The sequence below is a fragment of the Paraburkholderia sp. SARCC-3016 genome (assembly GCF_031119615.1).
GTDB lineage: Bacteria > Pseudomonadota > Gammaproteobacteria > Burkholderiales > Burkholderiaceae > Paraburkholderia.
Genome location: NZ_JAVHZD010000053.1, coordinates 1 through 22,783 on the forward strand (window position 1 = coordinate 1; position 22,783 = coordinate 22,783).

Here is a 22,783-nt window from a genome sequence, read left to right on the forward strand (position 1 = left end):
CACCCGGTCGAATTCGAACTGTACTACTCGCTGTAAGCGGCGATGCGCTTCGCCGCGGTTGGCGAAGCGCGCGTCCCTCGTTCGCGATTCGAAGGACCCAAGGGACGGCACCGCCGTCCCTTTTTTGTTGGACCATGCGCAACGTTTGCGGCGCACGAGGCGTGCGCTTGTTCATCGTCTCATTACCGCCGGACTGCAAGATGGTACTGAAGAATCTGATCAAGGCAAGGAAAGGACACGGCCAGGGCGAGCCGCTGTCGGACGACGTGCAGCTTGTCGAGTCCGGATTGCTGCCGGGCTTCGAGGCATTGCCGACGGTCGTGCTGGTGCTGGAAAAACGCACGCTGCGCGTGGCGTTTGCCAACCCATCGGCCGAATCGATGCTCGAGATGTCGCGCCGGCAGCTCACGCAGATGGCATGGCACGACGTGTTTTCGAATGCCGACGAGCTGATGGAGACGATCGCGGCCATCGCCGACCATCGCTTCAACGCGACGCATCTCGACGCGGTGCTCGAGCGGCCCGGTCGCGAGCCGCTGCATGTACATGCGGTCGTCGGCTTTCTCGAAAGCGCGCAGGAGTACGTGCTGCTCGAGCTGTTCGAGAACGAGCGGCATTTGCGCACCGACCGTGAAGAGCGCATTCACGATCTGACGTCGGTGAACAAGCAGCTGATCCGCAATCTCGCGCATGAGATCAAGAATCCGCTCGGCGGCATCCGCGGCGCCGCGCAACTGCTCGAATTCGAGCTCGGCGCGCGCGAGCGCGACGAATTGCGCGAGTACACGCAGGTCGTGATCAAGGAGTCGGACCGGCTGCAGACGCTCGTCGACAGGTTGCTCGAGCCGCACCGGCATCCGCATATCGTCGGCGACGTCAATATCCATGAGGTATGCGAGCGCGTGCGCGCGGTGATTCTCGCCGAGTTTCCGCGCGGCCTGACGGTGGTGCGCGACTACGACGTGAGCGTGCCGGACCTGCGCGGCGACAAGGAGCAGTTGATCCAGGCCGTGCTGAACATCGTGCGCAATGCGGCGCAGGCGCTGCATGAACGCATCTCGCAAGGCGACGCGCGCATCGAATTGTGCACGCGCATCGCGCGCAAGGTAACGATTGCGAAACGGCTGTGCAAGTTGGCACTGGACTTGCATATCGTTGACAACGGGCCGGGCATTCCCGAAGACATCCGTGACCGCATTTTCTATCCGCTCGTGTCGGGGCGCGAGGACGGCAGCGGTCTTGGATTGACACTCGCGCAGACTTTCGTGCAGCAGCACGAAGGGCTGATCGAAGTGGAAAGCCGCCCGGGCCATACCGAGTTTCAGATTTTGCTGCCGCTCGACTGCTAACCCTTAATGTGCCACACACGCGGCGCCACAGGCAGCGCCACAAGCGCACCGCGCGTCGACGCCGGATGTGGCGCGCATCACGAGACTTCTGACGACCTATATGAAGCCGATCTGGATAGTAGACGACGACCAATCGATCCGCTGGGTACTTGAAAAAGCGCTCGCGCGCGAAAACTTCGCGACGCGCAGCTTTGCGAATGTGCGCGAGGCGGCGGGCGCACTCGATCACGACAGTCCGCAGGTGCTCGTCTCCGATATCCGGATGCCGGGCGGCTCCGGGCTCGAGTTGCTGCAGACCGTGCGCGATCGCGTCCCCGGCCTGCCGGTCATCATCATGACTGCGTTTTCCGATCTCGATAGCGCCGTGGCCGCGTTTCAGGGCGGTGCGTTCGAGTATCTCGCGAAGCCGTTCGACGTCGACAAGGCGGTCGAGCTGATCCGGCGCGCCGTCGACGAAAGCATGCGCGGCGAGCAGACGTGGGACGAACGCGTTGCGGAAGCGCCGGAGATGCTGGGTCAGGCGCCGGCGATGCAGGATATGTTCCGCGCGATCGGCCGACTGTCGCATTCGGCGGCGACCGTGCTCATTACCGGCGAATCAGGCACCGGTAAGGAACTCGTTGCGCGTGCGTTGCACCGGCATAGCCCACGCGCGAGCGGACCGTTTATCGCGTTGAACACCGCGGCGATTCCAAAAGATCTACTGGAATCCGAACTATTCGGCCACGAGCGCGGCGCGTTCACGGGCGCGCAGGCGATGCGCCAGGGACGCTTCGAGCAGGCCGAGAACGGCACGCTGTTTCTCGACGAAATCGGCGATATGCCGTTCGATTTGCAGACGCGCCTGTTGCGCGTGCTGTCCGACGGGCAGTTCTATCGGGTCGGCGGTCATAACCCGTTGCGCGCGAACGTGCGCGTGATTGCGGCGACTCATCAGAATCTCGAAGCGCGCGTGCGGCAAGGGTTGTTCCGCGAGGACTTGTATCACCGGCTCAATGTGATCCGGCTGCGTTTGCCGGCATTGCGCGAGCGCAGCGAGGACATTCCGCTTCTGACGCGCCATTTCCTGCAGAAGAGTGCGCGCGATCTCGGCGTCGAGCCCAAGCGCGTATCGGACGAGGCGCTCGCTTATCTGACCTCGCTGCCGTTTCCGGGCAACGTGCGGCAACTCGAGAATCTCGCGAACTGGCTGACCGTGATGGCGCCGGCGCAGACGATCGAGATCAAGGATTTGCCGCCCGATCTCGTGTCGACGCAACAGACGCCCGTCGACGCCGCGAGTGTCGTCGCGGCAGGCGCTGGCGGTATGGAGATGGCGGCGGTCAATGGCGCGGGTTCGACGGGCGCTGCGTTGGCGGCTGGCGGCGTGGTGCTCGCGCCGGGCGTGGCATCGGCCGCGGTGCCGTCGACGGCGAGCGCATGGGAAGGCGGCTTGCGGACCGAAGTTGCCCGGCTGCTGCGCGAGAACTCGCCCGATGTGATGGACGAATTGTCGCGCCGCTTCGAGGCCGCGGTGATTCGCGAAGCGCTCGATTTCACGCGTGGGCGGAAAGTGGAAGCGGCCGAGCGCTTGGGCATCGGCCGCAATACGATTACGCGCAAGATTCAGGAGTTGCAATTAGAACCATAATAAAATCAATGACTTGAATATTTGGGGTCGGTGCGCGTGGGTATGCTTTGTGGTACATATCCGGCCCTAAATATTTCCTGTGCTATGATGTTGTATCTGATCTACATTGGCTACCAACATGGCTCACGGAAAGTACCTAGGCGTTGATACGCGCCCCTTGAACGTTCGAATAGACGTTGAGGATTTGGACATACTTAAAAAGCTCCAGATAGTTACCGGGAGGAACACGTCAGACGTGGTTCGTACGGCGCTCAAAACGTACATTGCGACCAACCGACACAAGCTGGTGGAGGCCGGCCAGCAGATGATAAAGAGCGGAGGCGGTTGGGAAGGTATGGCACAGGAGGAGTGGGGCGACGCCAACGAATCCAAGTGAATTAGAATAAACACTCTAATTTACCCTCTTGTGTAGCCAAACCATACACGTTACTATCCGTCCCAGTGCCTTATCAAGTTTCGGATGAAAGCAGATTTAAGTAGCCAAACTATATGAGCTACCAAATCCGGTCTTGAGTGGGACTACGAGATGGTGACGGCCTACCAGCCAGGCGTGTAAGTCCCAGCAATGGGCGAAAACTGGATAAAGAGTCGGAGACGCGGAGAGCAGTCCCAAGGGGAAGTTACTGAGGGAAATCGATGCGATGCCGGGGAGTGGAAAAGCCCGGTACGAATCGACAGTAGCGCGGTGCGCGAGGAGCACAAGCGGGCTGGCGATGAAATCGGTTCGTCAAGGGGATTCCCGCCAGTCTCCTTGCTTAACCGACCATAAAAGGACCAACAATGCAGACTCAAGCAGCCCACACACGCCTTGCGCTGGCAACGGTCGCATTTTCTAACACAGGCCGCGATACGGGCCCTGCGACATTAACGAGGACAGCGCGGCCCGATGGGCCACAAACGCCCGCGAGCAGATAAGCAAGACGCCTGGCGCAGACATTGACCCGCGGGAAATTGGTACAGCGTGCCTTGCATCTCTGCGTCACCGCATCCTCATGTTGGCTCGGATGCTGGACGAGGCAGAGCAAGAGTACACGGTGTTGGACACGGCTTTGTATCTTGAGTGATCTATACAATTAGCAATCCAAATCAAACAAATTGCGAGGATGACCATGCAACAGCTATTCATACCGGTCCCTGCTGACCGCATCGAAATGTTCCGTATCTACGCCCGCGTTTGTAAAGCTCTCAAAGACGCAGGGTTCCATATATGGGAAATGCGCATTAGCGAGGGTCGGGACGGGGCCGCAGCGCTTCTGCCTCGTGTCCTGTTTACTAACCGCCCAGGCGATCCCGCTAACGCCGCGGGACCGGGCACGGCGGCGGCGCGTCGATTCGCCTATCGTGAAGTGGCGAAGGTGCTGGGGTTATCCGGGTTGTATCCGGTTGAGGTCGCCAAGGAGGTCGTATGAAAACCGGCGTAGTTCTTATGTTCTTGTGTTCGTGCGTGTGGATTTTAAATGCCGCGATGGTTTGGCATCCAGTCCATTTTGTTTAATCGATGTATACCAGCAACGGAGATATTTCTTGACTCAATTGGCTGTAACCCAAGAAAACGGGAACAGTAAAGTGCTAACGGCGCGAGTGCCTGTTGAACTTGCAAAACGATTCCGCCACATCGCAGTGGATCGCGAGACCACGGTATCAGGTTTATTGGCGGATATTGTCCGTTCGTATGTCACTCAGCGTCCAGCACCGCGATAATGACTGTCGGGTTACAGATATTCGACGCCAACGGAAATTTAATGCTGGATGGTACGCACCGTCTAGGGCGTCTTAAAGGTGTGTTCCAAGTATCCGGCGGGGTGTCAAACGAGACGCACGCACTAGACTTATCAGACGGGACGCCATTCTACTCATTCCAGCCCGACCGCCTATTTTATCACATCTCAGGCGACACGCCGCCGCCTATATTCACGGTAGATGCGACCGGCATTTCGTGGGTGTACAACAATGGCGCTACCGCCTTTACACACCGTATAACAGGCTGGGTCTACGTTGGCGTGTATTAAGAACAGCTAACTTTAGGAGATTTATTGACTAACCAAACAGCGGTCAAGCTCACGCTTGACGCAACCGGCTACACCGCATCCCTTGACGGTGCACGCCGATCCCTTACCGCATTCCAAGAGACGCAGGCCGCAGCGGCGGAGCGCGTCAGAGTAGCCCAGCAAGCTATTGCAGAGGCGGCGCAAACCGGCTCTACCGCCTCCGCGCGAGCCATCAATAATTTTGTTTCGCAGCTACAGCGCACCGCGGACCAAGCAGGCAAGACGCGCGCCGAATTGCTGGAAATGAAAGCGGCTCAACTCGGAGTTGTCGATTCGGTCTCTGGGTATATCCAACAGATTGCATCCGCGGCAGAGGAAACGCACAACTTCAGTTTGAACTCATCGGCCGCGCGCCGCGAGCTTCTTGTGTTGGCTCACGAAGCCTCCCAAGGTAGCTGGAAGAGGTTTGGCGGATCGCTAATGGTGATGGCGGAAGCTACAGACGCATTGAGCTTGATTCTCTCTCCAGTGGGTATCGGGCTAGGTGTAGCAGCGGGGGCAGCAGCCCTGTTTGCCAAAGAGCTATACGCCGGGTACGAACAGGCGGAGGCGTTCAACAAGTCGATTACGGCCACAGGCGGAGCGCTGGGCTTGTCGGTAGGCCAAATGGCCGAAATGTCCAACGGCCTCCAGACTAGTGGCACGAATCTCGCGGCCGTCCGTGAAGCAATGGCCCAGGTAGCGGCTACAGGCGCGTTCACCGCGGATAACCTGAGTCTCGCCACACAGGCCGCCGTAGCAATGTCGTCCGATATTGGTATCGGGGTAGACAAGGCTGCGGAATCGCTGGCTAAGATTCAGGACAATGTAATTGGCTGGCTCACGCAGTATCAGCAGGCGCACCACACGTTTAACGCGGCGCAGGTTGAGGAGATAGAGGGATTCGTTAAGCTGGGCGACACCGCAAGCGCAGTGAACGCGATTATGCGCGACCTAGCCACGGCGCACGCTGCGGTAGAGGCGGACGCTAACGCTCACATGGGCGCGGTCGTGGATTGGTGGCATCAGCTTGAATACTCTGTGACACGCGCTAAAAACGCGATCATGAGTATCGGTGTTCCGGACAGTATCGATAAGCAGGTTGGGGACCAGTACGCCCGTGTAGAAGCGGCACAACGCAACCTGGCCCAGCAACAATCAATGGGTGCGTTGGGTAATCTCTCGTCGGCCCAACAATCTCTGGATATCGAGCAGCGTAAGCTAGACGTGCTCCGCCAGCAGCAGACGGCGGTGAATGTCCAGCAGCGCACGCGCGAAGCGGCTGCGCGGTCGGGGGACGCGAAGGTAGCTGTATCGAGCTATCTGCAATCCGACAAGTACGCCAGCCCCGCACAGAAGCAGTCAAACGATTTGCAGGCGGAAAACGAGGCGTTCAACAAAGCAACAAAAGACCTCGATAAGAACTCCGCGGACTATCAGGCCGCCTTGAAGCGGCATTACGATGACATCGGCCAAATCAATGAGCAGTACGCTAAACGAACTCGTCCCCATGATGCCGAAAACGGTCTGAATGGCGAGCTTGCGCGTTTGGCTGGTGTGAACAAGCTCATTGAGGACGAGGAGAAGCGACACGCAGCGACGTTGAAGGCACAGCGAGACGCTGGGGTACTCGATGCCGGAACGTACCTGCAAAAGGTCCATGATTTGCAGGCTACGGCGTTAGACCAAGAGATAGCCAACGCCGCGCAACGGGCCGATATCGCGAGGGGTAAGAAGGAGCAGGCCGCGTACGAGACTGCGAACACGGAGTATCAACGCCTTGTGGCCCAACGCAAGCAGATTGATACCGACCTTACGGACTCGCTGTCGAAACTGTCCGCCGCCCGCGCCGCTAACGTATCAAAGTTTGCAGACCAGCAACAGAACTCGTTGCGTAAGCAACTTTCCGGCTACTCGGATGCGTACAACACGCGCGACATGACAGCGGACGCCAAGTCTCAATATGACGCGCAGGCGAAGCTTGTAGAGCAGTACCAGCAGACGATAGCTGCGCTTCGGGAACAGTATTCCGGCCCGACAGCAGACCTCGCAGAGTACCAGGCAAAGATGCAGGTAGCCCAGCAATACTACGAGGAAGAAACGGCCGCTCTGGAACAGAACCTACAAACACAGCAAGCCTTGCGCGACTCGTACGGAGAGCAATTCAAAAAGACGTACGCGGGCCTAGTGGGAAGTGCTCAGACCAACGCGGAAGCGACGGCCAGTGCATTCAAGGGTGCGTTTGATGCGATTGGGTCCGGAATCGATGCGTTCGTTACGACAGGGAAACTTAGCTTTGATACCTTCGCGGCGGGCGTTATCGCAGACCTCGCCAAGATCGCCTTGCATCAAGCAGAAGTAGCGGCCTTCAAGGGATTATCGTCCGCCTTTTTCAGCACGGGCGGCCCTGTCGGTCATTATGCGGACGGCGGCTCCATCGTCGGACCGGGTACGGGAACCAGCGATAGTATCCCAGCGATGCTGTCCAACGGTGAGTACGTGATTAACGCGGCCTCAACGAAGAAGTACAGGAGCTTGCTCGAATCTATCAACAGCGGCCGTACGTCTCACTTTGCCTCTGGCGGTGCGGTCGGTGCGGTGTCAGGAGCTAGTACCCCGGCAAACCACACTACTGAGCTTAGTCTAAACCTGCAAGGTGGTTCCCTGTCCCCCGCGGACCTCGCGGCCATCGCGCCGCAGCTACAGGCAGTTATCGATAAACGTATCAACCAGCGGTTCCGCGGCCAGGGCGGAATGGCTTGGCAAATGAAGTACGGACAGGTGTAGACCGTAAAACAGTAGACAGCCTCACCGCAGACCGGGCCGGGGCTGTCGATAAACACGACCGGTTAAATCTATATTTATTAAGGACTACAGTTTTATGGTAAAAGAGATGGACGACAAGACCAAGTTTGCTATCGCTAAGCACGTCCCGCTGGCCGATCAGATCAAGTACGTTATTAGCGAGGGTTGGGATAGCCAGTATCGGAAAAAGCACCTCAAGTACGGCTCGGTTATGGAGCACTTGATGAATCGTCTGACTGAGCCGTACATGCCTAAGAAGGAGTACAACGGCGTACCTGTTCCGGCCGCGACCACGGGCAACACGAGCGCGCTGTACTACGCAACGCAATCCGCTGGTGTGCTACTTCCGGCGGTTACCACGTCGATTCTGTCGCAACTCGTAGCCTTGGGCGCTCCACAGCTTCCTCCGAACCAACGCATTGTTACGCAAGCGGAACTCTTGCAGGCTAGCGAAGTTGCAGAAGGTGAGCCGATTCCCGCCGCTGCTCCGTCTGTTGACGTTGATTTGAAGAACAACCGAAAATTCGCGCTTATTCTCTCGTTCTCGGATTCGTTGCTGGCCCCGGTCAGCTTCACGGATGCGGTTGTACCGTACGTGCAAGGACAACTTGAGGCCGCGGCTAACAACGCGACGGACGCGTTCATTGTTAATCTCATGGAGAGCGGCGGTACTGCTGCTGCCAGCATCGCAGCGGCTCTGTCCGCCTTTGTCGGTGATTTGCGTACGGCCTGTTGGATTGGCCGACCCGATACGCTCGCGAGTCTCCAGGATGCAGCGAACCCGAATATCGGCCCGCGTGGGGGCGTGTATAAAACGTTGCCCGCAATCTCCTCGCTAGCTGTACCAGCCGGTAAGCTGATCCTGCAAGATGCTACGCGTATCGCCGTATTCGACGGCCCACAGATGGTGGACCGCTCGCAAGAGGCATCGATCATTATGGATACGGCCCCAACCATCGACATGAGTGCGACGTTGCATACTTTCCAGCAGAGCATGACAGCCCTGCGCATCATCAAGTACGCAGATGCAAAGGTGATCGCAGCCCCGCAAATTATCACGCTGGCATCGTAATGCGCCTGTTCAAGCCGAAAGCGCCCAGTATCCCGGAAGGGGCTACGTATCAGTTCCGTTTCGCATCGGACAATACCAACCCAGACGGGACTCCCAGAGCGCTCCACACACCACCACAGGTAGACGAGGCACTAACCCGTATCGTGCAAGAGATTGGGCGTCTACGGACGGTTATTGCAGACGGGGCGAATTTACCCCATGTCGATATGCTGTCGTCCGACCTTGCGAGCGCAAAGCGGGCGAGCCAAGAGGCTAGCGATAACTGGGGCCTTGCGCGTAGACGTTACTCAGGCGGGGTTATCGACGCCAATGAGTTAAGCAGGGCTGCGGGCGAGTCAAGGAAGTGCACGGAGCGGTTTCACAAACTAGGCGCGGACCTACAGCGCCGCCGATGGGTAGACGAGGCAGAATCCGAATTGTCTCGCATCCTCGCGGCTATCCGATAAACCATAGTAGTGATAGGGCGGCCCGGTGTCGCCCATTAACAGTAAGGACTACAATGAATTTAGGATTGGAATGAGCGTCCCAACCTTCCGGACACACAAGACAGCGTACGTGCCTCCTAGCCCTAAAGAAACTGCGAAACAGCACGCTATTAACAATCGGGCACAGCCTCGCGAACTGGTGCGGCGAATTCGGAAACCGGTGGGGCAATCCCGATGAGCCGCGGGCAATTGATCGAAGTGTGCGGGGTACTCGGCATCCGCACCGACCACGTAGCAGGCGGTAAGCGCGGTAGCAAGGATAAAAATTGGTTGCGCACCGATATTATCGAGCGGACGGCCGGTCCTGGTCTAACGTGGAAGTTCAAGAATGCGGCAGAGGCGGACGCGACTTGCATGCGGCTGGCGGCCTCGTATCGGGGCGGCCTCGGTCCACTGCTCCGGATGGCGCAGCAAGCCCTGAGAAACGCGACCACGGAGCTAGTAGAGCTTCGCAGGCTCCAGACACTCAAGCGTCGAAACAAGGCAGAGGAGACCCGTCTATCGAAAAGCATCCCTCACTGGCTGGGCCTGTGCGAGGTTGCGCAGAACCTACAGGAGACGGAAGCGGCCATGCGGGACGCTGGGTACGACCTCACTGCGGTCGAGGCGGATGCTAGGGCACTCGCTATGGAGCAGTACCAACGGCACGTAGCGAGGGTTAAGCGCACATGATGGAACTCGTATTTGTCTCGGGCGTACAGGCTTCGAGTGCGGAGGTTGCCGACCATCTCTTTAAAGCGTCGCTTATGGTAGACGTACGTGTGGCGGCCCAGTCTAACCCGCAGTTCCGCGAGGTCGCGGAGGAGGCCGTGGGAAAGGCTGTAGCGCACTACCGCAAGCTGGTTGCGCGTAACGCCTATTTCAAACCGGTGAAGGGCGAACGGGCGTGGAACTCTCCGGACCCGAACGAGCAAGCCGAATTCAAACGTAAGGCCGTCGCTGTAGACAAGCTTAAGCGCATAGCACGTAGACGCGGCGATACGGGTGCTGTTCTGCTTCACCTATTAGCACTTCAACAATAATTTTAACCTTAATAAATCTATGGATACGAACACCATTCCCGTAGTTGCGCCTCAATCCGGCGTTGTCATCCTTTCGATAGGCCCCAATGCGGTTAAACTGGACAAACCACTGAACGTGGATAAAGATCAAGTTTCTAAAGGGGTTAGTATTACGTTGGTAATCAATGGAAAACAGGAATCACGGCGCGTGCTAACAGCGCGAGACGGTATCGTTTCTGTTGGCGAGGGATTTAGCTGTGCCCCGCATCCGGGTACGGCCTGGTCCGTCTAATCGGAGACCGGCCATAGCTCGTAAGTCTAAAGCCGACCGAATCCACGAGATTCTTTTGCTCAACCCGGCATTGCGCCGGGGTGATCCCCGTATTGATGAGCTAATCAACGCAGAGGCGCTACTCCGTAAAGCACAGAGAGCCGCCAAGGGTGCTCCCGTAACTGTGCAGACCCGCACGGGCGGAGTTAAGCGCTCCCCGGAGCTTATCGCGGTAGATGCGGCCAATACGGCCGTTAGGCGTCTCCGTAACGACTTGGGTATAGACCGGATTAATGTTAAGCGCAGTGAAGCCGCCGGTATCAAGGTTAAGCGGTCTCCGGATGCAGAGAGGTTGCTTACCATGTTCGGACCAGAATACGTAGCTAGTAGCGCGCTGCTGCCTGGTTTAGCGGCTATGCTTTGCGCTCACGGTATCGTTTCCGTGGATATGCCGGAGCAACATAGAGCGGCCTTCGAGAGAGACCTAGCCGACCAGCAGGACGTTTTGCCTGGATTGCTTGACCGTATAAAGATGAGTCGCGCTTGACACATTCGGGGACATAAAGTGCATGTTTTTGCATTTAAAACTTTGCGCTAACTAACCGGAATAGCGAATATAAAGCATTTATATCTGTCTTTTACCGGCTTCTTCCTTCAAATGGAGACGGCGCAAATTTTAATTTTTGCATGCTTGGTTATGACAACTCTGACCGGTCGGTGTCCGGGTCGGAATAGCCCCTATAAATGACCTACCCCCTAGGCTATAGGGTGTACCTATTGTCATTAGCACCTAACTGGTGCATTTCGTAAGGAATAACGTGAATCGACCTAATAGGCGGTCCGGTAATGCTGATCTACGCATTACTGGCCGTCTCGGTGTAGCTCAACGGCTACGCATTAGAGAACGTGATGGATATCGCTGTAGATGCTGTAACCGGGCTGTACGTGTTGGACAGATAGACCATATCGTACCGCTAGATAAAGGTGGGTCTAATGACGATAGCAATATGCAGTTGTTATGCGATGACTGTCACGTAGACAAGACTAACCGGGATAATGGTTATAAGGTAAGGAGACTTGTAGATATCAATCGTATCCCGGAGGGCTGGTAAATAGGCAGGCGACGGCCAGGCCAGCGAGCGATAGCGAGCGAGGCCATAGGCCGGAGCGGTTATAACGTTAGTGAGGATAAGCGCGTTAGAGCTAGGGCTAAACTGGAAGGGTTATCGCTAGGGCAAGCTGTTAATAAATATTCTAAGCCTTATCTTCTTATCGGTTTTGGAGATGCTTGCTATCTAGCCAGTGAGCTTGTCCCTAAGCTACCTTTATCCGCTCCGAGCAATGATGAGTTGCGGCTAATGGCTAAAGTGCATGCATGCAATGAAGATTATCCACTATCGGTTAAATACTTGAATCCGGCTCTTTATGAGAAAATTAGAGCTTTAGTAATTAGTAAAGTTACTGAGGAGTTGCTAAGGGTTCGAAGAACCCGAACGACTCCGGGTACCCAGGCCTGTTATGAAAGGCTAGAAGCCATGCCGCAGTACAAGAGGCTTACCGTATATGACGAGTTACTAGGGATAGTCCCGTTCTGATGATTGCGTTCGGCCTGCGGCCTCACCCGCATTCGCTTGCAATACGTCTCTGGTTTACTCCCTTATCTATATACGGCGACTCGGTAACAATAAGGCGGCCTAGGCGGGACAAGGGTTTCAGGCCGGGTGCCCTTCGTTGCCTAAAAAATGAGCAAGCTCTGGCGCGGGTTTGCGAGCGGTCTTAGTGCTGCGGATTCCTTCGTTGCCTATTTTTTGAGCACGTCTATCGCATCGCGGGTACAGTATCTGGTTCTCATCATAGGACCGGACGACATGGACATACCGGAAATTGATTTCTCGCTTTTCAGTTCGATTCGCCTGCGTAGTGCTGTTGAGGCTATCAAAGCGCAACCTAAGCTAACGAAAGAGCAGTTACGCGACGTAGAGCATAAGCTGGCTGTACTGCACGCGCGCTTTGACGAAGTGAGAAAGATACAGCAGCCGTTAGAGGAGTCGTATGTACGTGCGCGACGTAAGGCGGATGGGAGGCGCTATAACCCGGACAAAGACCCTGCACTTACTATTGCTACAAGTGAAACGGCAAAACGACTCGACAGCTTGCTACGCGAGATTGATCCTTTACACGCTGTTGTGATGCAGTCAGCAGCAGCACGGGAGGCTAGGCGGTATCTTTCATCGATAATGGTCGAGTGCTTGAATCTAATTGACACGTTCAATGCATCTCTCGCTATTGAGGAGCCGAGGCGCGTGCGTAAGCCTTCTCAAGGAGACTCAACACCGACTATCTTTAAGCCGTGAATTTTGTACTTGCTCATGGCCTCTATGAGCGGGCGCAGTGGATAGAACTCTCCGCCGTAGTCGCTGGACGAGTCGCCTTCGCTATGGCCTTGCAAAGCGTCCGCTAACTCCTTGCTGATGCCGCAGTCTCTACATACGTCCTTGAACGTGTGGCGGAAGCTGTGAAACACCATCTTGGGACTGGTAGGCTCGCACTCCGCCCGCAACACGTCCGATATCCACCATGCGGACCATAGAGAAGACTCTACGCCGTGTTTGTCCTTGCGTAAGAGATGGAACAATCGCGGTTTGCCTAGCTGCTGCGCCGCGAACTCCGGGAATCCAAGCTCTATGAGTACCGGGTGTAACGGAATGCGGCGCACGCTGTACGCGTTCTTGACGCCCTGGCCGTGCTCCTCGTTATCTACGAGTTTGAGTACCCACGCCTGTGCGTGTGCCCCGTTGGCGTCCCGGTAGTCCTCTGCGTACACATCCTCCGGACGTAACTGGCAAAGCTCCTCGACGCGTGCCCCGGTGAACAGGCCGAGCAGAGGTAGCCAGTACGCCGCCTCGCCACGGCCGCGGACGGGTCTGTATCCCTCTGTGTAGATGCGGTGAGCGAATATGCGGTTGATGGTCGCCAGGTCGAACGGTGGCCGTGCTCCGCGAGCGTGTTTCCGTTTGCCCTCTCGTTTGACACCCCGACCTGGGTTCGGCTCAATCCACGCCTTGCCTATCGCATACGCAAAGAGGGTGCGCAGATTGTTGAGCGTTTGATCGATCGAAGTCGGGCCGATGCCTGCTACCTCCAGCGCGTCTTTTAAGGCCACTACTTGCGCCTTGGTGATTCGGGGGACTGGAGGATTACCTACGTATTGCTTGAACCGGTCTACGGCGCGGTGGAAGGATAGGGCGGCGCGAGACTCCGGCTTACGGTCCTTTTCCCAGAGACGCACCAGCACGTCCAGCGAGCGTTCTGCGGTCTTGGTGTCGGCTGTGGGGGTGTTGCCCTTCGCCTCCATTGCAGAGAGTACCGCGGGCGGCACTAAGTCCGTGCCAAGGCCCCGCATGCTGTAGTCACCCAGTACGCGGCGGACGGCCTCTTTCATCTCGTCTATGCGCGCGTCGCGGGCCTCGTCGTCTAGGCTGTTGTGGTCGGGGTCTCCCCACTCCTCCGCCCGCATATGAGTCCACGATCCGGAGACGGCCCGCTCTGCGGTGTTCGCGGCCGAAATCGGTGCGGTGGCGGTCGTGCCCAAGGCGGCACGGAGCTTGTCAAAGAGCGCGTCTAGCTCGACGCCCGCGGCCCTCGCGCGTCTATCGGCCTCGCGACGATCAGACGTACCTAACGCTTGCTGATGCTCAGCTTTGCCATAGGCGGCTATCAGATCGACGGGGACGCGGCGGCGGTAGTAGTACCGGTTGCCTCGTTTTACAACGTGCTCGCTCATCTAGTTTGCCTGTCGTCCGTGGTACATCCACGTGGTACAGAAATCGGCCGGGAACGCTTATTGGGCGGGGATTTCAGTGTACAGGCGGCTCCTGGTCTGTGCAACATTTTCAGGAGTTGAATCTCGAACCTTGATGGTTGTTGGTCTTGCGTTCGCGACGGCGTTGGCTGTCGATGAGAACGGCTCGATGGCTGATCGCCACCGGGCCGTTTTTTTACTCGGTGAGCGCGACGACCGGTGCGTGATCGGACGGCTGGTCCCATTTGCGCGGCGTCTTGTCGACGTCGCAATGCGTGCAGCTTTCGGCGAGCGGCTTCGACAGCAGGATATGGTCGATGCGCAAGCCCGCGTTGCGCCGGAATGCGAGCATCCGGTAGTCCCACCACGTAAAGGTCTTCTCGGGCTGATCGAACAGGCGGAACGAATCGACGAGGCCGAGTTCGATCAGACGCGCGAAGCCGGCGCGTTCCTCGGGCGATACGAGGTTCTGGCCTTCCCACGCTTTCGGGTCGTGCACGTCGCGGTCTTCGGGTGCGATGTTGTAGTCGCCGAGCAGCGCGAGCTTCGGATACTGCGCGAGCTCATTCGCAAGCCAGCTGTGCATCGCTTCGAGCCAGCGCAGCTTGTACGCGAATTTCTCGGTGCCCGGCGCCTGGCCATTCGGGAAATACGCGCTGATCACGCGGATGCCTTCGATCGTCGCGGCGATCACGCGCTGCTGCGGATCTTCGAAACCGGGGATATTGCGCACGACGCTGACATCGTCCACCTGCAGACCGTTTCGCACGAGAATGCCGACGCCGTTGTACGTCTTCTGGCCGGCGAACCAGCTGCGATAGCCCTTTTCCTCGAGTTCGGCGCGCGGGAATTTTTCGTCGGGGAGCTTCAGTTCCTGAAGACAGAGCACGTCGGTCTGGCTCAGTTCGAGCCAGTCGATCACATGCTGCTGGCGGACCTTCAGCGAGTTGACGTTCCAGGTGGCAATCTTCATTGTGGCTTTTTACGCGAAAAGTTTGCAGGTCCAATGCGATGCGGGCGCGCACGTCCGCAGGCTCGGATGTCGCGAAGCCTGCGCGAATGCTGCGCGGAGATCGCGCTTGCAGTGAATGATAGCGTCGTCCGCTGCTTATGCGAGCCTCGACGTTCGTCGCACTTACACGAAAAGTCTGAAATAAATTTGACGGATTGCAGGCGCGTTCAGTACAATCCGTTTCCTCTGACGCGGGGTGGAGCAGTCTGGCAGCTCGTCGGGCTCATAACCCGAAGGTCACAGGTTCAAATCCTGTCCCCGCAACCAACACCTGGTAAGGCGCATCGTCGGTTTGCGCATGTGTCGAAGATGCCAAATTTTGTTGTTAGGGCAAACCGAGGACAATTGCGGCGCGTTTGACGCCAAGCTACACCGAATCTGAACCCGCTACGGCGGGTTTTTTGTTGTCCGTTCGTTTCGTGTAGTCGTTCGTTGTGCCCGTTAACCATCGGGTATCCTGAACAAGTCCGTGGCGTAAGAGATATCCTATGGGAGTAATCGATCGAGCGGGATTCTTCGGGACGGCCTCGAATCCGTCTGTAGGGGGATTCATCAAAATGGGTAGGTATTTTCTGAAAAGATATTTGCCCTCGCGTTTTGCCTGCACAAGTGAACACTCCCGAGCGTGCCGCTCGTATACTCCAGACGCCGCCGAAACATTGGGCGGCGCAGGCTTGGCGGCCTGACTGTGTACCCGCACGCCTGCGCACGCAGGCCGTGCGCTTGCCTCTGCGCGTCCGCTTTTCCAACGGGCGGGCCGTGGTGGGGAGACCTTCGGGTCTGCCGGTTTGGTACACACTGGTCCGCCAACCCCGTCATCGTGCCCGCTCACCACTCTCGCCGAATGGTCGCGGGCTTCCCTTTGACAACGGAGGACGCACCATGAGCGAACCCATCAAGAACCTATCCATCGCCGAGCTTTTGACGCGCAACGCGTCCCTGCACGAAGCGGGAAAATCGGCGCTCGAAGCAATCCAGCGTTACCAGACCGACCTCCGGATTCTCGGCGCACTCGGGCGCGCGATCGCATGCGAAGCAACGAACGCGCTCGACCGGCCGCTATTGGCGATTGCGCTCAACGACGCGATCGCTCGCGCAGAAATGGACATTGACAGCGAAGTCACGGTACTCGAAAGCTGTCTTGGACATGAGGCCGTCAGTGTCGAACGGATCGACGTGTATGCAACCACCCGTCACTGAGCGAACACGAGGACAGCCATGAAGAAGACGCAATCCTTGAAGAGAGCGCGTAAACAGTCGCGTACACGTGAACGCTACGCACGGCTCGCAATGTCATCGTTGAATCGCTGCAACCGCTCAGTCGAACAGTTCCGCGCGATTTCCACGCTGGTCCCGACGGTCGTGCGTAACCCTGCCGTCACTGACGACGAGCGCCGCGCCGAATATACCGTCCTGTCTTGCTGATGGAGACGGTAGAGGCATACGAGCGCGAGGCCGAAATGTATCGCGAACGGGTCGCTGACGTGGCGACGGACGCGCGCAATCTGCCCGGCGCGCGCTTGACCGCCGATCAAGCATTGCTGCTCATGGAGGCGGCTGAGTTGCTGGTCCGACGCGAGCCGCGCGAAGCGAAATCGCGTAAACGTTCTGCCTGCTATCCGCGCTCTCAAACCCGCAAGTCAGTCAAAATCCGCTCTGCCAGAAAATCGACGGGCGGCCTTGCCGACCGCGCACTGCGCGCGAGGATGACTTCGAGTTCCGGGAGCGGCGGCAGACCTTCCGCCTCTCCAGGTTGCACGAGGTGATTCGGTACGCTGCACCTTGCAAGCGGCGCAACCGCAAGACCCGCTTCAACCATGCTGAACAATCCGAGCAAACTCGGGCTCTCGTAGGACATCCGGTAGCGAATGCCTGCCTGCTGCAAGGCCGCGGTTGCATGCGCGCGGGCGGCGCTGCCTTGCTCGAATACCGCGATCGGCAGCGGGCGTTCCTTCCATACCTGCTGCTTGCCGCGTGCCGCCGCGGCCCAGACCATCGGCTCAAAGCGAATGAATTCACCAGACACGCCTCGCGCTTTCGTAAAGCAGGCAAGATCTAGCGTATTGTCCTTGAGCAGCGGAACAAGCCCGCTGCTCGGCAGACCGATCACACGGATTTCCACACGCGGATGCGCAATCGCGAACTTCCGCAAAACGCTGGGCAGCAGCGACGACGCATAGTCATCGGGCACGCCGATCGTGACGCGCCCGCGCACCTCCGGACGAACCACGGACGCCCACGCTTCCTCGCGCATCGCGAGCATTTGCCGGCCATAGTCGGCGAGCGTGCGGCCCTCCTGCGTCATCACGACATCGCGCGTGGTGCGCGTGAAGAGTGGCTTGCCGAGCGTTTCCTCGATTGCCTTGATCTGCATGCTGACCGCCGACGGCGATCGATGCACCGATTGCGCCGCGCCGACGAACGAGCCGGTATCCGCCACTGCCACGACCATTTCCAGCACATCGAGATCGAGCTTTTTCATCATTCAGAAAATCTGAGTAATGTGCTCAGTTTAATCCATTTTACTTGCGTTCCGATCGGCCGGATACTCACATCACGATCGATCGCAGTATGGAGAAGCAAAATGGGAACGATGACCGAATTCCTGACTGTCGGCGGCATGCTGGCCGTGACGCCCGGCCCGAATATGGTCTACGTGATGTCGCGCTCAGTCGGACAAGGCCCGAGGGCAGGGCTGATATCGCTTGGCGGCGTCATGCTCGGCTATCTGTTCTATATGTTCGGCGCGGCGTTTGAGATTACCGCGCTGTTCGTCGCCATTCCCGGTGCGTGTCGTGTCCTTGCTGCCTGCGGCGCGCTTTACCTGCTTTATCTCGCGTGGCAGGCTCTGAGGCCAGGTGGCCGCTCGCCATTACAGATTGCTGAAGTTCAGATTGAAGGACCGCATCGGCTGTTTGCGATGGGCGCGGCTACAAGTCTGCTGAATCCGAAACTCGCGCTGATTTTTCTGTCGTTGCTGCCGCAATTTATCGATTACCAGACAGGCAGTGTGCTGCGGCAGTCGCTGGCGCTCGGTGGCGCGCTGATCATCGCATTTGCTTCGGTTAACGCATTGGTTGCCGTGTCGTCGGGCAGCGTCGCGGGATTGATCGCGAGCCGGCCGCGATGGCTGCTTGCGCAGCGTTGGGTAATGGGCATCATGCTCGGGCTGCTCGGTGCGAAGATGGGTGTCGATGCGTGGCATTGGGCTGCGCCGGTGTAGGCGACGCCGTCTCTTCACAGCGCTGCGACTAATGTTTAGTGACTCCTGTGTCCTTAGTCGTGCCGGCGCAAGCATTCTGCGCAGCGCCTTTCCGGCCCGCCATCCGAACCATTCTTCCAATCACCTGGCCGGCACGGACACCTCCGAAAAATTCCACGTCCAGCGTCGCATCCAGTTCAGCATGATGGGCAATATTCTCTAAGAGTCCGATAAGCGTCATACGGTCTTCAGAAGAGATATGTTCGTCCGCGATTGCACGAGCCAATGCGGCGAGCCGCGTAAACTGCTCGACATGCCGATGTCCGGCAATGAGCGCGCTATCGACGATGCGTTCGAGAAGCACGACGCGCGTGTCCTGCTGCGATTGCGTGGCGGTCTGTGGCGATGTGTCGATCGTCATCGGCTGATCTCCTTGGGCGAAATACAGGCACTCACCGCCTGGCGATGGGTGTGGGGCACATGCTTCAACATACCGACGCAGTATATCTCATCGATACGTGATCCTTATCAACCGGTCGATGCAAAAGAAGAAGCTCTGGCTGCCGACGAGTCTACCGGTTTTGTATCGCCCAATCCACCGCCGCTTGCGCATGCAGGGCAGTCGTGTCGAAGACGGGCAACGACGAGTCTTCCTGTTTGATCAGGAGCGTGATCTCCGTGCACCCGAGAATCACGGCCTGGGCGCCTCGTGCCGCCATCGCGTCGATCGCATGCTGACAGATGCCGCGCGATGGGGCGTCGATCACGCCGTGGCACAGTTCGTCATAGATGATTCGATGCACCTCGCGTCGTCCATCGGCATCGGGAACGAGCGTATCGAGACCGAACTGCTCGCGTAATCGCCCTGCGTAGAACGGCTGCTCCATCGTGTATCGCGTGCCCAGCAGGCCGACGCGTTCGATGCCTGCCGCGCGCAGCGCGGCCGCCGTCGGATCGGCGATATGCAGGAAAGGCACGTCGATCGCGCGTTCGATGGACTCGTACACGCGATGCATCGTATTCGTCGCGAGTATCACGAGGTCGGCGCCGCCGCGCTCGAGGCGTTGCGCGGCATCGGCCATCTGTTCGCCGAGCGTGTCCCAGGCGCCCGCGCGCTGGTCGGCTTCGATCGAAGCGAAATCCACGGTCAGTATCAGGCTGCGCGCGTTGTGATGGCCGCCGAGCCTCGCCTTCGCGTGACGGTTCAGCAGCCGGTAGTATTCAGCCGACGACTCCCAGCTCATGCCGCCGATCACGCCAATTGTTTTCATCGTCGTTGTGAGCGCCAGTGCGCGTCTTAGTGGTGATCAGCGGCGAGTATAGGCCGCGGCAGCGCCGTCGCAGCGGTACGGATCGGACGCTTTTCGCCGGTACGCCGGGCGAAAAATTTCGTCGTGCGTCGCTTGATTAAACCACTGTGTTTTTGTACAGTATCAACACTTTGAACCCGCCCGATGCCTCGCTGCCGCCCGCGTCGCCTGCTCGCAAAATCATCCATTGCGATTGCGACTGCTTTTACGCGTCGGTCGAAATGCGGGACGATCCATCGCTGCGCGGTCGCCCGCTCGCGGTAGGCGGGCGTCCCGAACAGCGCGGCGTCGTCGCAACGTGCAACTACGAAGCGCGGCGTTTCGGTGTGCATTCAGCGATGTCGTCGGCGCTTGCATTGCGCAAGTGCCCGGATCTGCTGATTTTGCCGACGGCGATGGAGAAGTACCGCGTCGCGTCGCGGCAGATCATGGCGATCTATCGCGATTACACCGCCGATGTCGAACCGTTGTCGCTCGACGAGGCGTATCTCGACGTCACGCGTACCGATCGGTGCAAGGGCAGCGCCACGCTGATGGCCGAAGAAATCCGCGAACGCGTGCGCGAGACGGTGGGCGTCACGGTGTCGGCGGGCGTTGCGCCGAACAAGTTCGTCGCGAAGATCGCGTCGGACTGGAACAAGCCCGACGGCTTGTATGTCGTGCGCCCGTCGGAAGTCGACGCGTTCGTTGGCGCGCTGCCGGTGCGCAAGATTTTTGGCGTGGGCAAGGTCACGGCTGCGAAGCTCGAAAAGCTGGGCCTCACCACGTGCGCGCAGTTGCGCGATTGGCCGCTCGTCGATCTGCATCGGCATTTCGGCGTGTTCGGCAAGCGTCTGTACGAACTGTCGCGCGGCATCGACGACCGCCCGGTGCGCGCGCATCAGGAGCGCAAGTCGATCAGCGTCGAAACCACGTACGTGACCGATCTGCGCACGCTCGATGAATGCACGAACGAACTGCGTGAACTGGCCGGGCAACTCGATGCGCGCATCGAGCGAGCCAGCGCAGCAGCGGCGGTGCGCAAGCTGTTCGTGAAGATTCGCTTTGCCGATTTCCAACGCACGACAGTCGAATGCGTCGGCAATGTCACGCATCTGCCCACGTTACTCGCATTGCTCGAAAAAGGCTTCGCACGGCGCAGCAGGCCGGTGCGGCTGCTCGGCGTTGGCGTCCGGCTGGAGGAGGCTACGCTGGAGAAGCGTGGCCAGTTCGATCTCTTCGATGACGATATCGCCGACGAACCGACCGACTACCTGGACCACGATCCGGCTGACGAAATTCTCGAAGCCGATATGCATTCCGATTCACTGCCCGATACTTGATCCATTCTCGTTATCGGTACGCTCGGGCTGAATCTCTCCCCATGCTTTTTTGCCGCCGATAGAATCGATGAACACCAGAAGCGCAATCGCGTCACTCGCATCGGAGACCGTATGGACCTGATCATTCGTCGCGCTGTATTGCCGCGCAGCGCGGCACGCAGTGTGCAAAGCACAGCACCGGTCGATATCGGCATCGAAGGGGAGCGGATCGTTGCAGTCGAACCGCACATCGGCGCGCAGGCGCGCGAGGAAATCGATGCAGACGGTTCGCTCGTCACGCCACCGTTCGTCGACGCGCACTTCCATATGGACGCGACGTTGTCATACGGCTTGCCGCGCGTCAATGCGTCTGGCACCTTGCTCGAAGGCATTGCGCTATGGGGCGAACTGAAGCCGCAGCTTACGCAGGAGGCGCTCGTCGAGCGCGCGTTGCAGTACTGCGATTGGGCCGTCGCGCGTGGCCTGCTTGCGATCCGCACGCATGTCGATGTTTGCGATGAGCGTCTGCTGGCGGTCGAGGCGTTGCTCGAAGTCAGGCGCCGCGTTGCGCCTTACATGCAGTTGCAACTGGTTGCGTTCCCGCAGGACGGCTTGCTGCGCAGCCCGCGCGCATTCGACAACATGAAGCGCGCGATCGGGCTTGGCGTCGACGTCGTCGGCGGAATCCCGCACTTCGAGCGGACCATGGCCGATGGCGCCGAATCGGTCCGCATGCTGTGCGAGTTCGCCGCGCAACAGGGCTTACGCGTCGACATGCATTGCGACGAGTCCGACGATCCGCTGTCGCGTCATATCGAAACGCTTGCGGCAGAGACGCATCGCGTCGGGCTGCACGGCCGTGTCGCCGGCTCGCATCTGACTTCGATGCATTCGATGGACAACTACTACGTCAGCAAACTGCTGCCGTTGATGCGTGAAGCGGGTGTCGCCGCGATCGCGAATCCGCTGATCAATATCACGCTCCAGGGACGCTCTGATACGTATCCAAAGCGGCGCGGCATGACGCGCGTGCCGGAGATGCTGGCTGCGGGCATCGACGTCGCGTTCGGTCACGACTGCGTGATGGACCCGTGGTACAGCCTCGGCTCGGGCGATATGCTCGAAGTCGCGCATATGGGGCTGCACGTCGCGCAGATGACCGGTCTCGATGCGATGCGCGCATGTTTCGACGCAGTGACGTTCAACGCCGCGCGCATTCTCGGTCTGGACGGCTATGGCATCGCACCGGGTTGCGCCGCGAACTGCGTGATGCTCGACGCGCGTGACGAAGTGGAGGCGATACGCTTGCGTGCCGCGCGTCTTGCGGTGGTGAGTCGCGGCAAGGTGGTGAGCCGCGCTCCGGCGGCGCGTGCGGCACTGGCACTTGAAGGGCGTCCGCAGCAAGTCGATTTCAAACTGTATCGCCGATAAAAAACCGGGGCATTGCAGAACACTGCAATGCCCCGGTTTCCACTGCTCGAACAGTCGTGCCGGGCGTCAGAGCCCGACGCAAACT

General features: G+C 58.6%; 18 protein-coding genes and 1 tRNA gene. 14 read left to right on the plus strand and 5 right to left on the minus strand.

Going from position 1 to position 22,783, the window contains the following annotated elements; genetic code table 11:
- Positions 1 to 200 precede the first annotated feature (200 nt).
- The 8 genes from glnL to QYH69_RS33640 all read left to right on the plus strand — a co-directional run bounded on the left by glnL (position 201) and on the right by QYH69_RS33640 (position 12,994).
- On the plus strand, positions 201 to 1,349 hold the full coding sequence (gene glnL / locus QYH69_RS33605) for a nitrogen regulation protein NR(II) (RefSeq protein ID WP_075156731.1): 1,149 nt from the start codon (positions 201 to 203) through the stop codon (positions 1,347 to 1,349).
- Positions 1,350 to 1,449: 100 nt separating this feature from the next.
- Entirely contained in the window at positions 1,450 to 2,979 is a 1,530-nt protein-coding gene (gene ntrC, locus QYH69_RS33610) for a nitrogen regulation protein NR(I) (RefSeq protein WP_308836000.1), read from the plus strand.
- Between the two features lie 118 nt (positions 2,980 to 3,097).
- The gene (locus QYH69_RS33615) at positions 3,098 to 3,355 is read left to right on the plus strand and encodes a ribbon-helix-helix protein, CopG family (RefSeq protein WP_308835982.1); all 258 of its coding nucleotides are present in this window, start codon (positions 3,098 to 3,100) and stop codon (positions 3,353 to 3,355) included.
- 1,657 nt (positions 3,356 to 5,012) lie between these two features.
- Positions 5,013 to 7,793 (plus strand): phage tail length tape measure family protein, encoded by a 2,781-nt coding sequence (locus QYH69_RS33620; RefSeq protein ID WP_308835983.1) that lies wholly within the window; start codon positions 5,013 to 5,015, stop codon positions 7,791 to 7,793.
- Between the two features lie 106 nt (positions 7,794 to 7,899).
- Complete coding sequence (locus QYH69_RS33625) at positions 7,900 to 8,883, plus strand: hypothetical protein (RefSeq protein ID WP_308835984.1); 984 nt, start codon at positions 7,900 to 7,902, stop codon at positions 8,881 to 8,883.
- Between the two features lie 1,153 nt (positions 8,884 to 10,036).
- Positions 10,037 to 10,390 carry a hypothetical protein gene (locus QYH69_RS33630; protein ID WP_308835985.1) on the plus strand — a complete coding sequence of 118 codons (354 nt, stop codon included), beginning with the start codon at positions 10,037 to 10,039 and terminating at the stop codon, positions 10,388 to 10,390.
- 1,068 nt (positions 10,391 to 11,458) lie between these two features.
- On the plus strand, positions 11,459 to 11,752 hold the full coding sequence (locus tag QYH69_RS33635; protein WP_308835986.1) for an HNH endonuclease: 294 nt from the start codon (positions 11,459 to 11,461) through the stop codon (positions 11,750 to 11,752).
- Positions 11,753 to 12,382: 630 nt separating this feature from the next.
- The gene (locus QYH69_RS33640) at positions 12,383 to 12,994 is read left to right on the plus strand and encodes a hypothetical protein (protein WP_308835987.1); all 612 of its coding nucleotides are present in this window, start codon (positions 12,383 to 12,385) and stop codon (positions 12,992 to 12,994) included.
- Here the strand turns inward: QYH69_RS33640 and QYH69_RS33645 are convergent.
- Both QYH69_RS33645 and xth read right to left on the minus strand, forming a co-directional pair.
- A complete protein-coding gene (locus QYH69_RS33645; protein WP_308835988.1) occupies positions 12,958 to 14,424 on the minus strand; it encodes a site-specific integrase in 1,467 nt (488 codons plus the stop codon). The two genes, QYH69_RS33640 and QYH69_RS33645, sit on opposite strands and share 37 nt — an antisense overlap.
- Before the next feature lie 214 nt (positions 14,425 to 14,638).
- The gene (gene xth, locus QYH69_RS33650) at positions 14,639 to 15,415 is read right to left on the minus strand and encodes an exodeoxyribonuclease III (RefSeq protein WP_075156732.1); all 777 of its coding nucleotides are present in this window, start codon (positions 15,413 to 15,415) and stop codon (positions 14,639 to 14,641) included.
- Between the two features lie 229 nt (positions 15,416 to 15,644).
- On the opposite strand from xth, the gene QYH69_RS33655 reads away from it, so the two are divergent.
- From QYH69_RS33655 to QYH69_RS33665, 3 genes are all read left to right on the plus strand, one after another.
- Positions 15,645 to 15,721: transfer RNA gene (locus QYH69_RS33655), tRNA-Met, on the plus strand.
- Positions 15,722 to 16,336: 615 nt separating this feature from the next.
- Complete coding sequence (locus QYH69_RS33660; RefSeq protein ID WP_308835989.1) at positions 16,337 to 16,654, plus strand: hypothetical protein; 318 nt, start codon at positions 16,337 to 16,339, stop codon at positions 16,652 to 16,654.
- Between the two features lie 18 nt (positions 16,655 to 16,672).
- On the plus strand, positions 16,673 to 16,879 hold the full coding sequence (locus QYH69_RS33665; protein WP_308835990.1) for a hypothetical protein: 207 nt from the start codon (positions 16,673 to 16,675) through the stop codon (positions 16,877 to 16,879).
- A 202-nt stretch (positions 16,880 to 17,081) separates the two neighbouring features.
- Here QYH69_RS33665 and QYH69_RS33670 read toward each other — a convergent pair whose 3' ends face one another.
- Positions 17,082 to 17,936, minus strand: coding sequence for a LysR substrate-binding domain-containing protein (locus tag QYH69_RS33670; protein ID WP_308836001.1), 855 nt, complete (start codon positions 17,934 to 17,936; stop codon positions 17,082 to 17,084).
- Positions 17,937 to 18,038: 102 nt separating this feature from the next.
- Between QYH69_RS33670 and QYH69_RS33675 the strand changes: the two genes are divergently transcribed.
- Positions 18,039 to 18,677 carry a LysE family translocator gene (locus QYH69_RS33675; protein WP_308835991.1) on the plus strand — a complete coding sequence of 213 codons (639 nt, stop codon included), beginning with the start codon at positions 18,039 to 18,041 and terminating at the stop codon, positions 18,675 to 18,677.
- A 28-nt stretch (positions 18,678 to 18,705) separates the two neighbouring features.
- Here the strand turns inward: QYH69_RS33675 and QYH69_RS33680 are convergent, their stop codons facing one another.
- Both QYH69_RS33680 and QYH69_RS33685 read right to left on the minus strand, forming a co-directional pair.
- Positions 18,706 to 19,077, minus strand: a complete 372-nt coding sequence (locus tag QYH69_RS33680; RefSeq protein ID WP_308835992.1) for a hypothetical protein — start codon at positions 19,075 to 19,077, stop codon at positions 18,706 to 18,708.
- Positions 19,078 to 19,228: 151 nt separating this feature from the next.
- Positions 19,229 to 19,927 carry an aspartate/glutamate racemase family protein gene (locus tag QYH69_RS33685; RefSeq protein ID WP_308835993.1) on the minus strand — a complete coding sequence of 233 codons (699 nt, stop codon included), beginning with the start codon at positions 19,925 to 19,927 and terminating at the stop codon, positions 19,229 to 19,231.
- 146 nt (positions 19,928 to 20,073) lie between these two features.
- Here QYH69_RS33685 and dinB point away from each other — a divergent pair, with 146 nt between their 5' ends.
- Together dinB and QYH69_RS33695 are read left to right on the plus strand one after the other, a co-directional pair.
- A complete protein-coding gene (gene dinB / locus QYH69_RS33690) occupies positions 20,074 to 21,288 on the plus strand; it encodes a DNA polymerase IV (RefSeq protein WP_374992554.1) in 1,215 nt (404 codons plus the stop codon).
- 111 nt (positions 21,289 to 21,399) lie between these two features.
- Positions 21,400 to 22,698, plus strand: a complete 1,299-nt coding sequence (locus tag QYH69_RS33695) for an amidohydrolase family protein (RefSeq protein WP_308835994.1) — start codon at positions 21,400 to 21,402, stop codon at positions 22,696 to 22,698.
- Positions 22,699 to 22,783: the final 85 nt, after the last annotated feature.

Excerpts from the sequence above, each read along its gene's own strand:
- glnL (WP_075156731.1), top strand. The coding sequence starts at position 201 with ATGGTACTGAAGAATCTGATCAAGGCAAGGAAAGGACACGGCCAGGGC.
- ntrC (WP_308836000.1), top strand. The coding sequence starts at position 1,450 with ATGAAGCCGATCTGGATAGTAGACGACGACCAATCGATCCGCTGGGTA.
- QYH69_RS33615 (WP_308835982.1), top strand. The coding sequence starts at position 3,098 with ATGGCTCACGGAAAGTACCTAGGCGTTGATACGCGCCCCTTGAACGTT.
- QYH69_RS33625 (WP_308835984.1), top strand. The coding sequence starts at position 7,900 with ATGGACGACAAGACCAAGTTTGCTATCGCTAAGCACGTCCCGCTGGCC.
- QYH69_RS33630 (WP_308835985.1), top strand. The coding sequence starts at position 10,037 with ATGATGGAACTCGTATTTGTCTCGGGCGTACAGGCTTCGAGTGCGGAG.
- QYH69_RS33640 (WP_308835987.1), top strand. The coding sequence starts at position 12,383 with ATGAGCAAGCTCTGGCGCGGGTTTGCGAGCGGTCTTAGTGCTGCGGAT.
- QYH69_RS33645 (WP_308835988.1), bottom strand. The coding sequence starts at position 14,424 with ATGAGCGAGCACGTTGTAAAACGAGGCAACCGGTACTACTACCGCCGC.
- xth (WP_075156732.1), bottom strand. The coding sequence starts at position 15,415 with ATGAAGATTGCCACCTGGAACGTCAACTCGCTGAAGGTCCGCCAGCAG.
- QYH69_RS33660 (WP_308835989.1), top strand. The coding sequence starts at position 16,337 with ATGAGCGAACCCATCAAGAACCTATCCATCGCCGAGCTTTTGACGCGC.
- QYH69_RS33665 (WP_308835990.1), top strand. The coding sequence starts at position 16,673 with ATGAAGAAGACGCAATCCTTGAAGAGAGCGCGTAAACAGTCGCGTACA.
- QYH69_RS33670 (WP_308836001.1), bottom strand. The coding sequence starts at position 17,936 with ATGAAAAAGCTCGATCTCGATGTGCTGGAAATGGTCGTGGCAGTGGCG.
- QYH69_RS33675 (WP_308835991.1), top strand. The coding sequence starts at position 18,039 with ATGGGAACGATGACCGAATTCCTGACTGTCGGCGGCATGCTGGCCGTG.
- QYH69_RS33680 (WP_308835992.1), bottom strand. The coding sequence starts at position 19,077 with ATGACGATCGACACATCGCCACAGACCGCCACGCAATCGCAGCAGGAC.
- QYH69_RS33685 (WP_308835993.1), bottom strand. The coding sequence starts at position 19,927 with ATGAAAACAATTGGCGTGATCGGCGGCATGAGCTGGGAGTCGTCGGCT.
- QYH69_RS33695 (WP_308835994.1), top strand. The coding sequence starts at position 21,400 with ATGGACCTGATCATTCGTCGCGCTGTATTGCCGCGCAGCGCGGCACGC.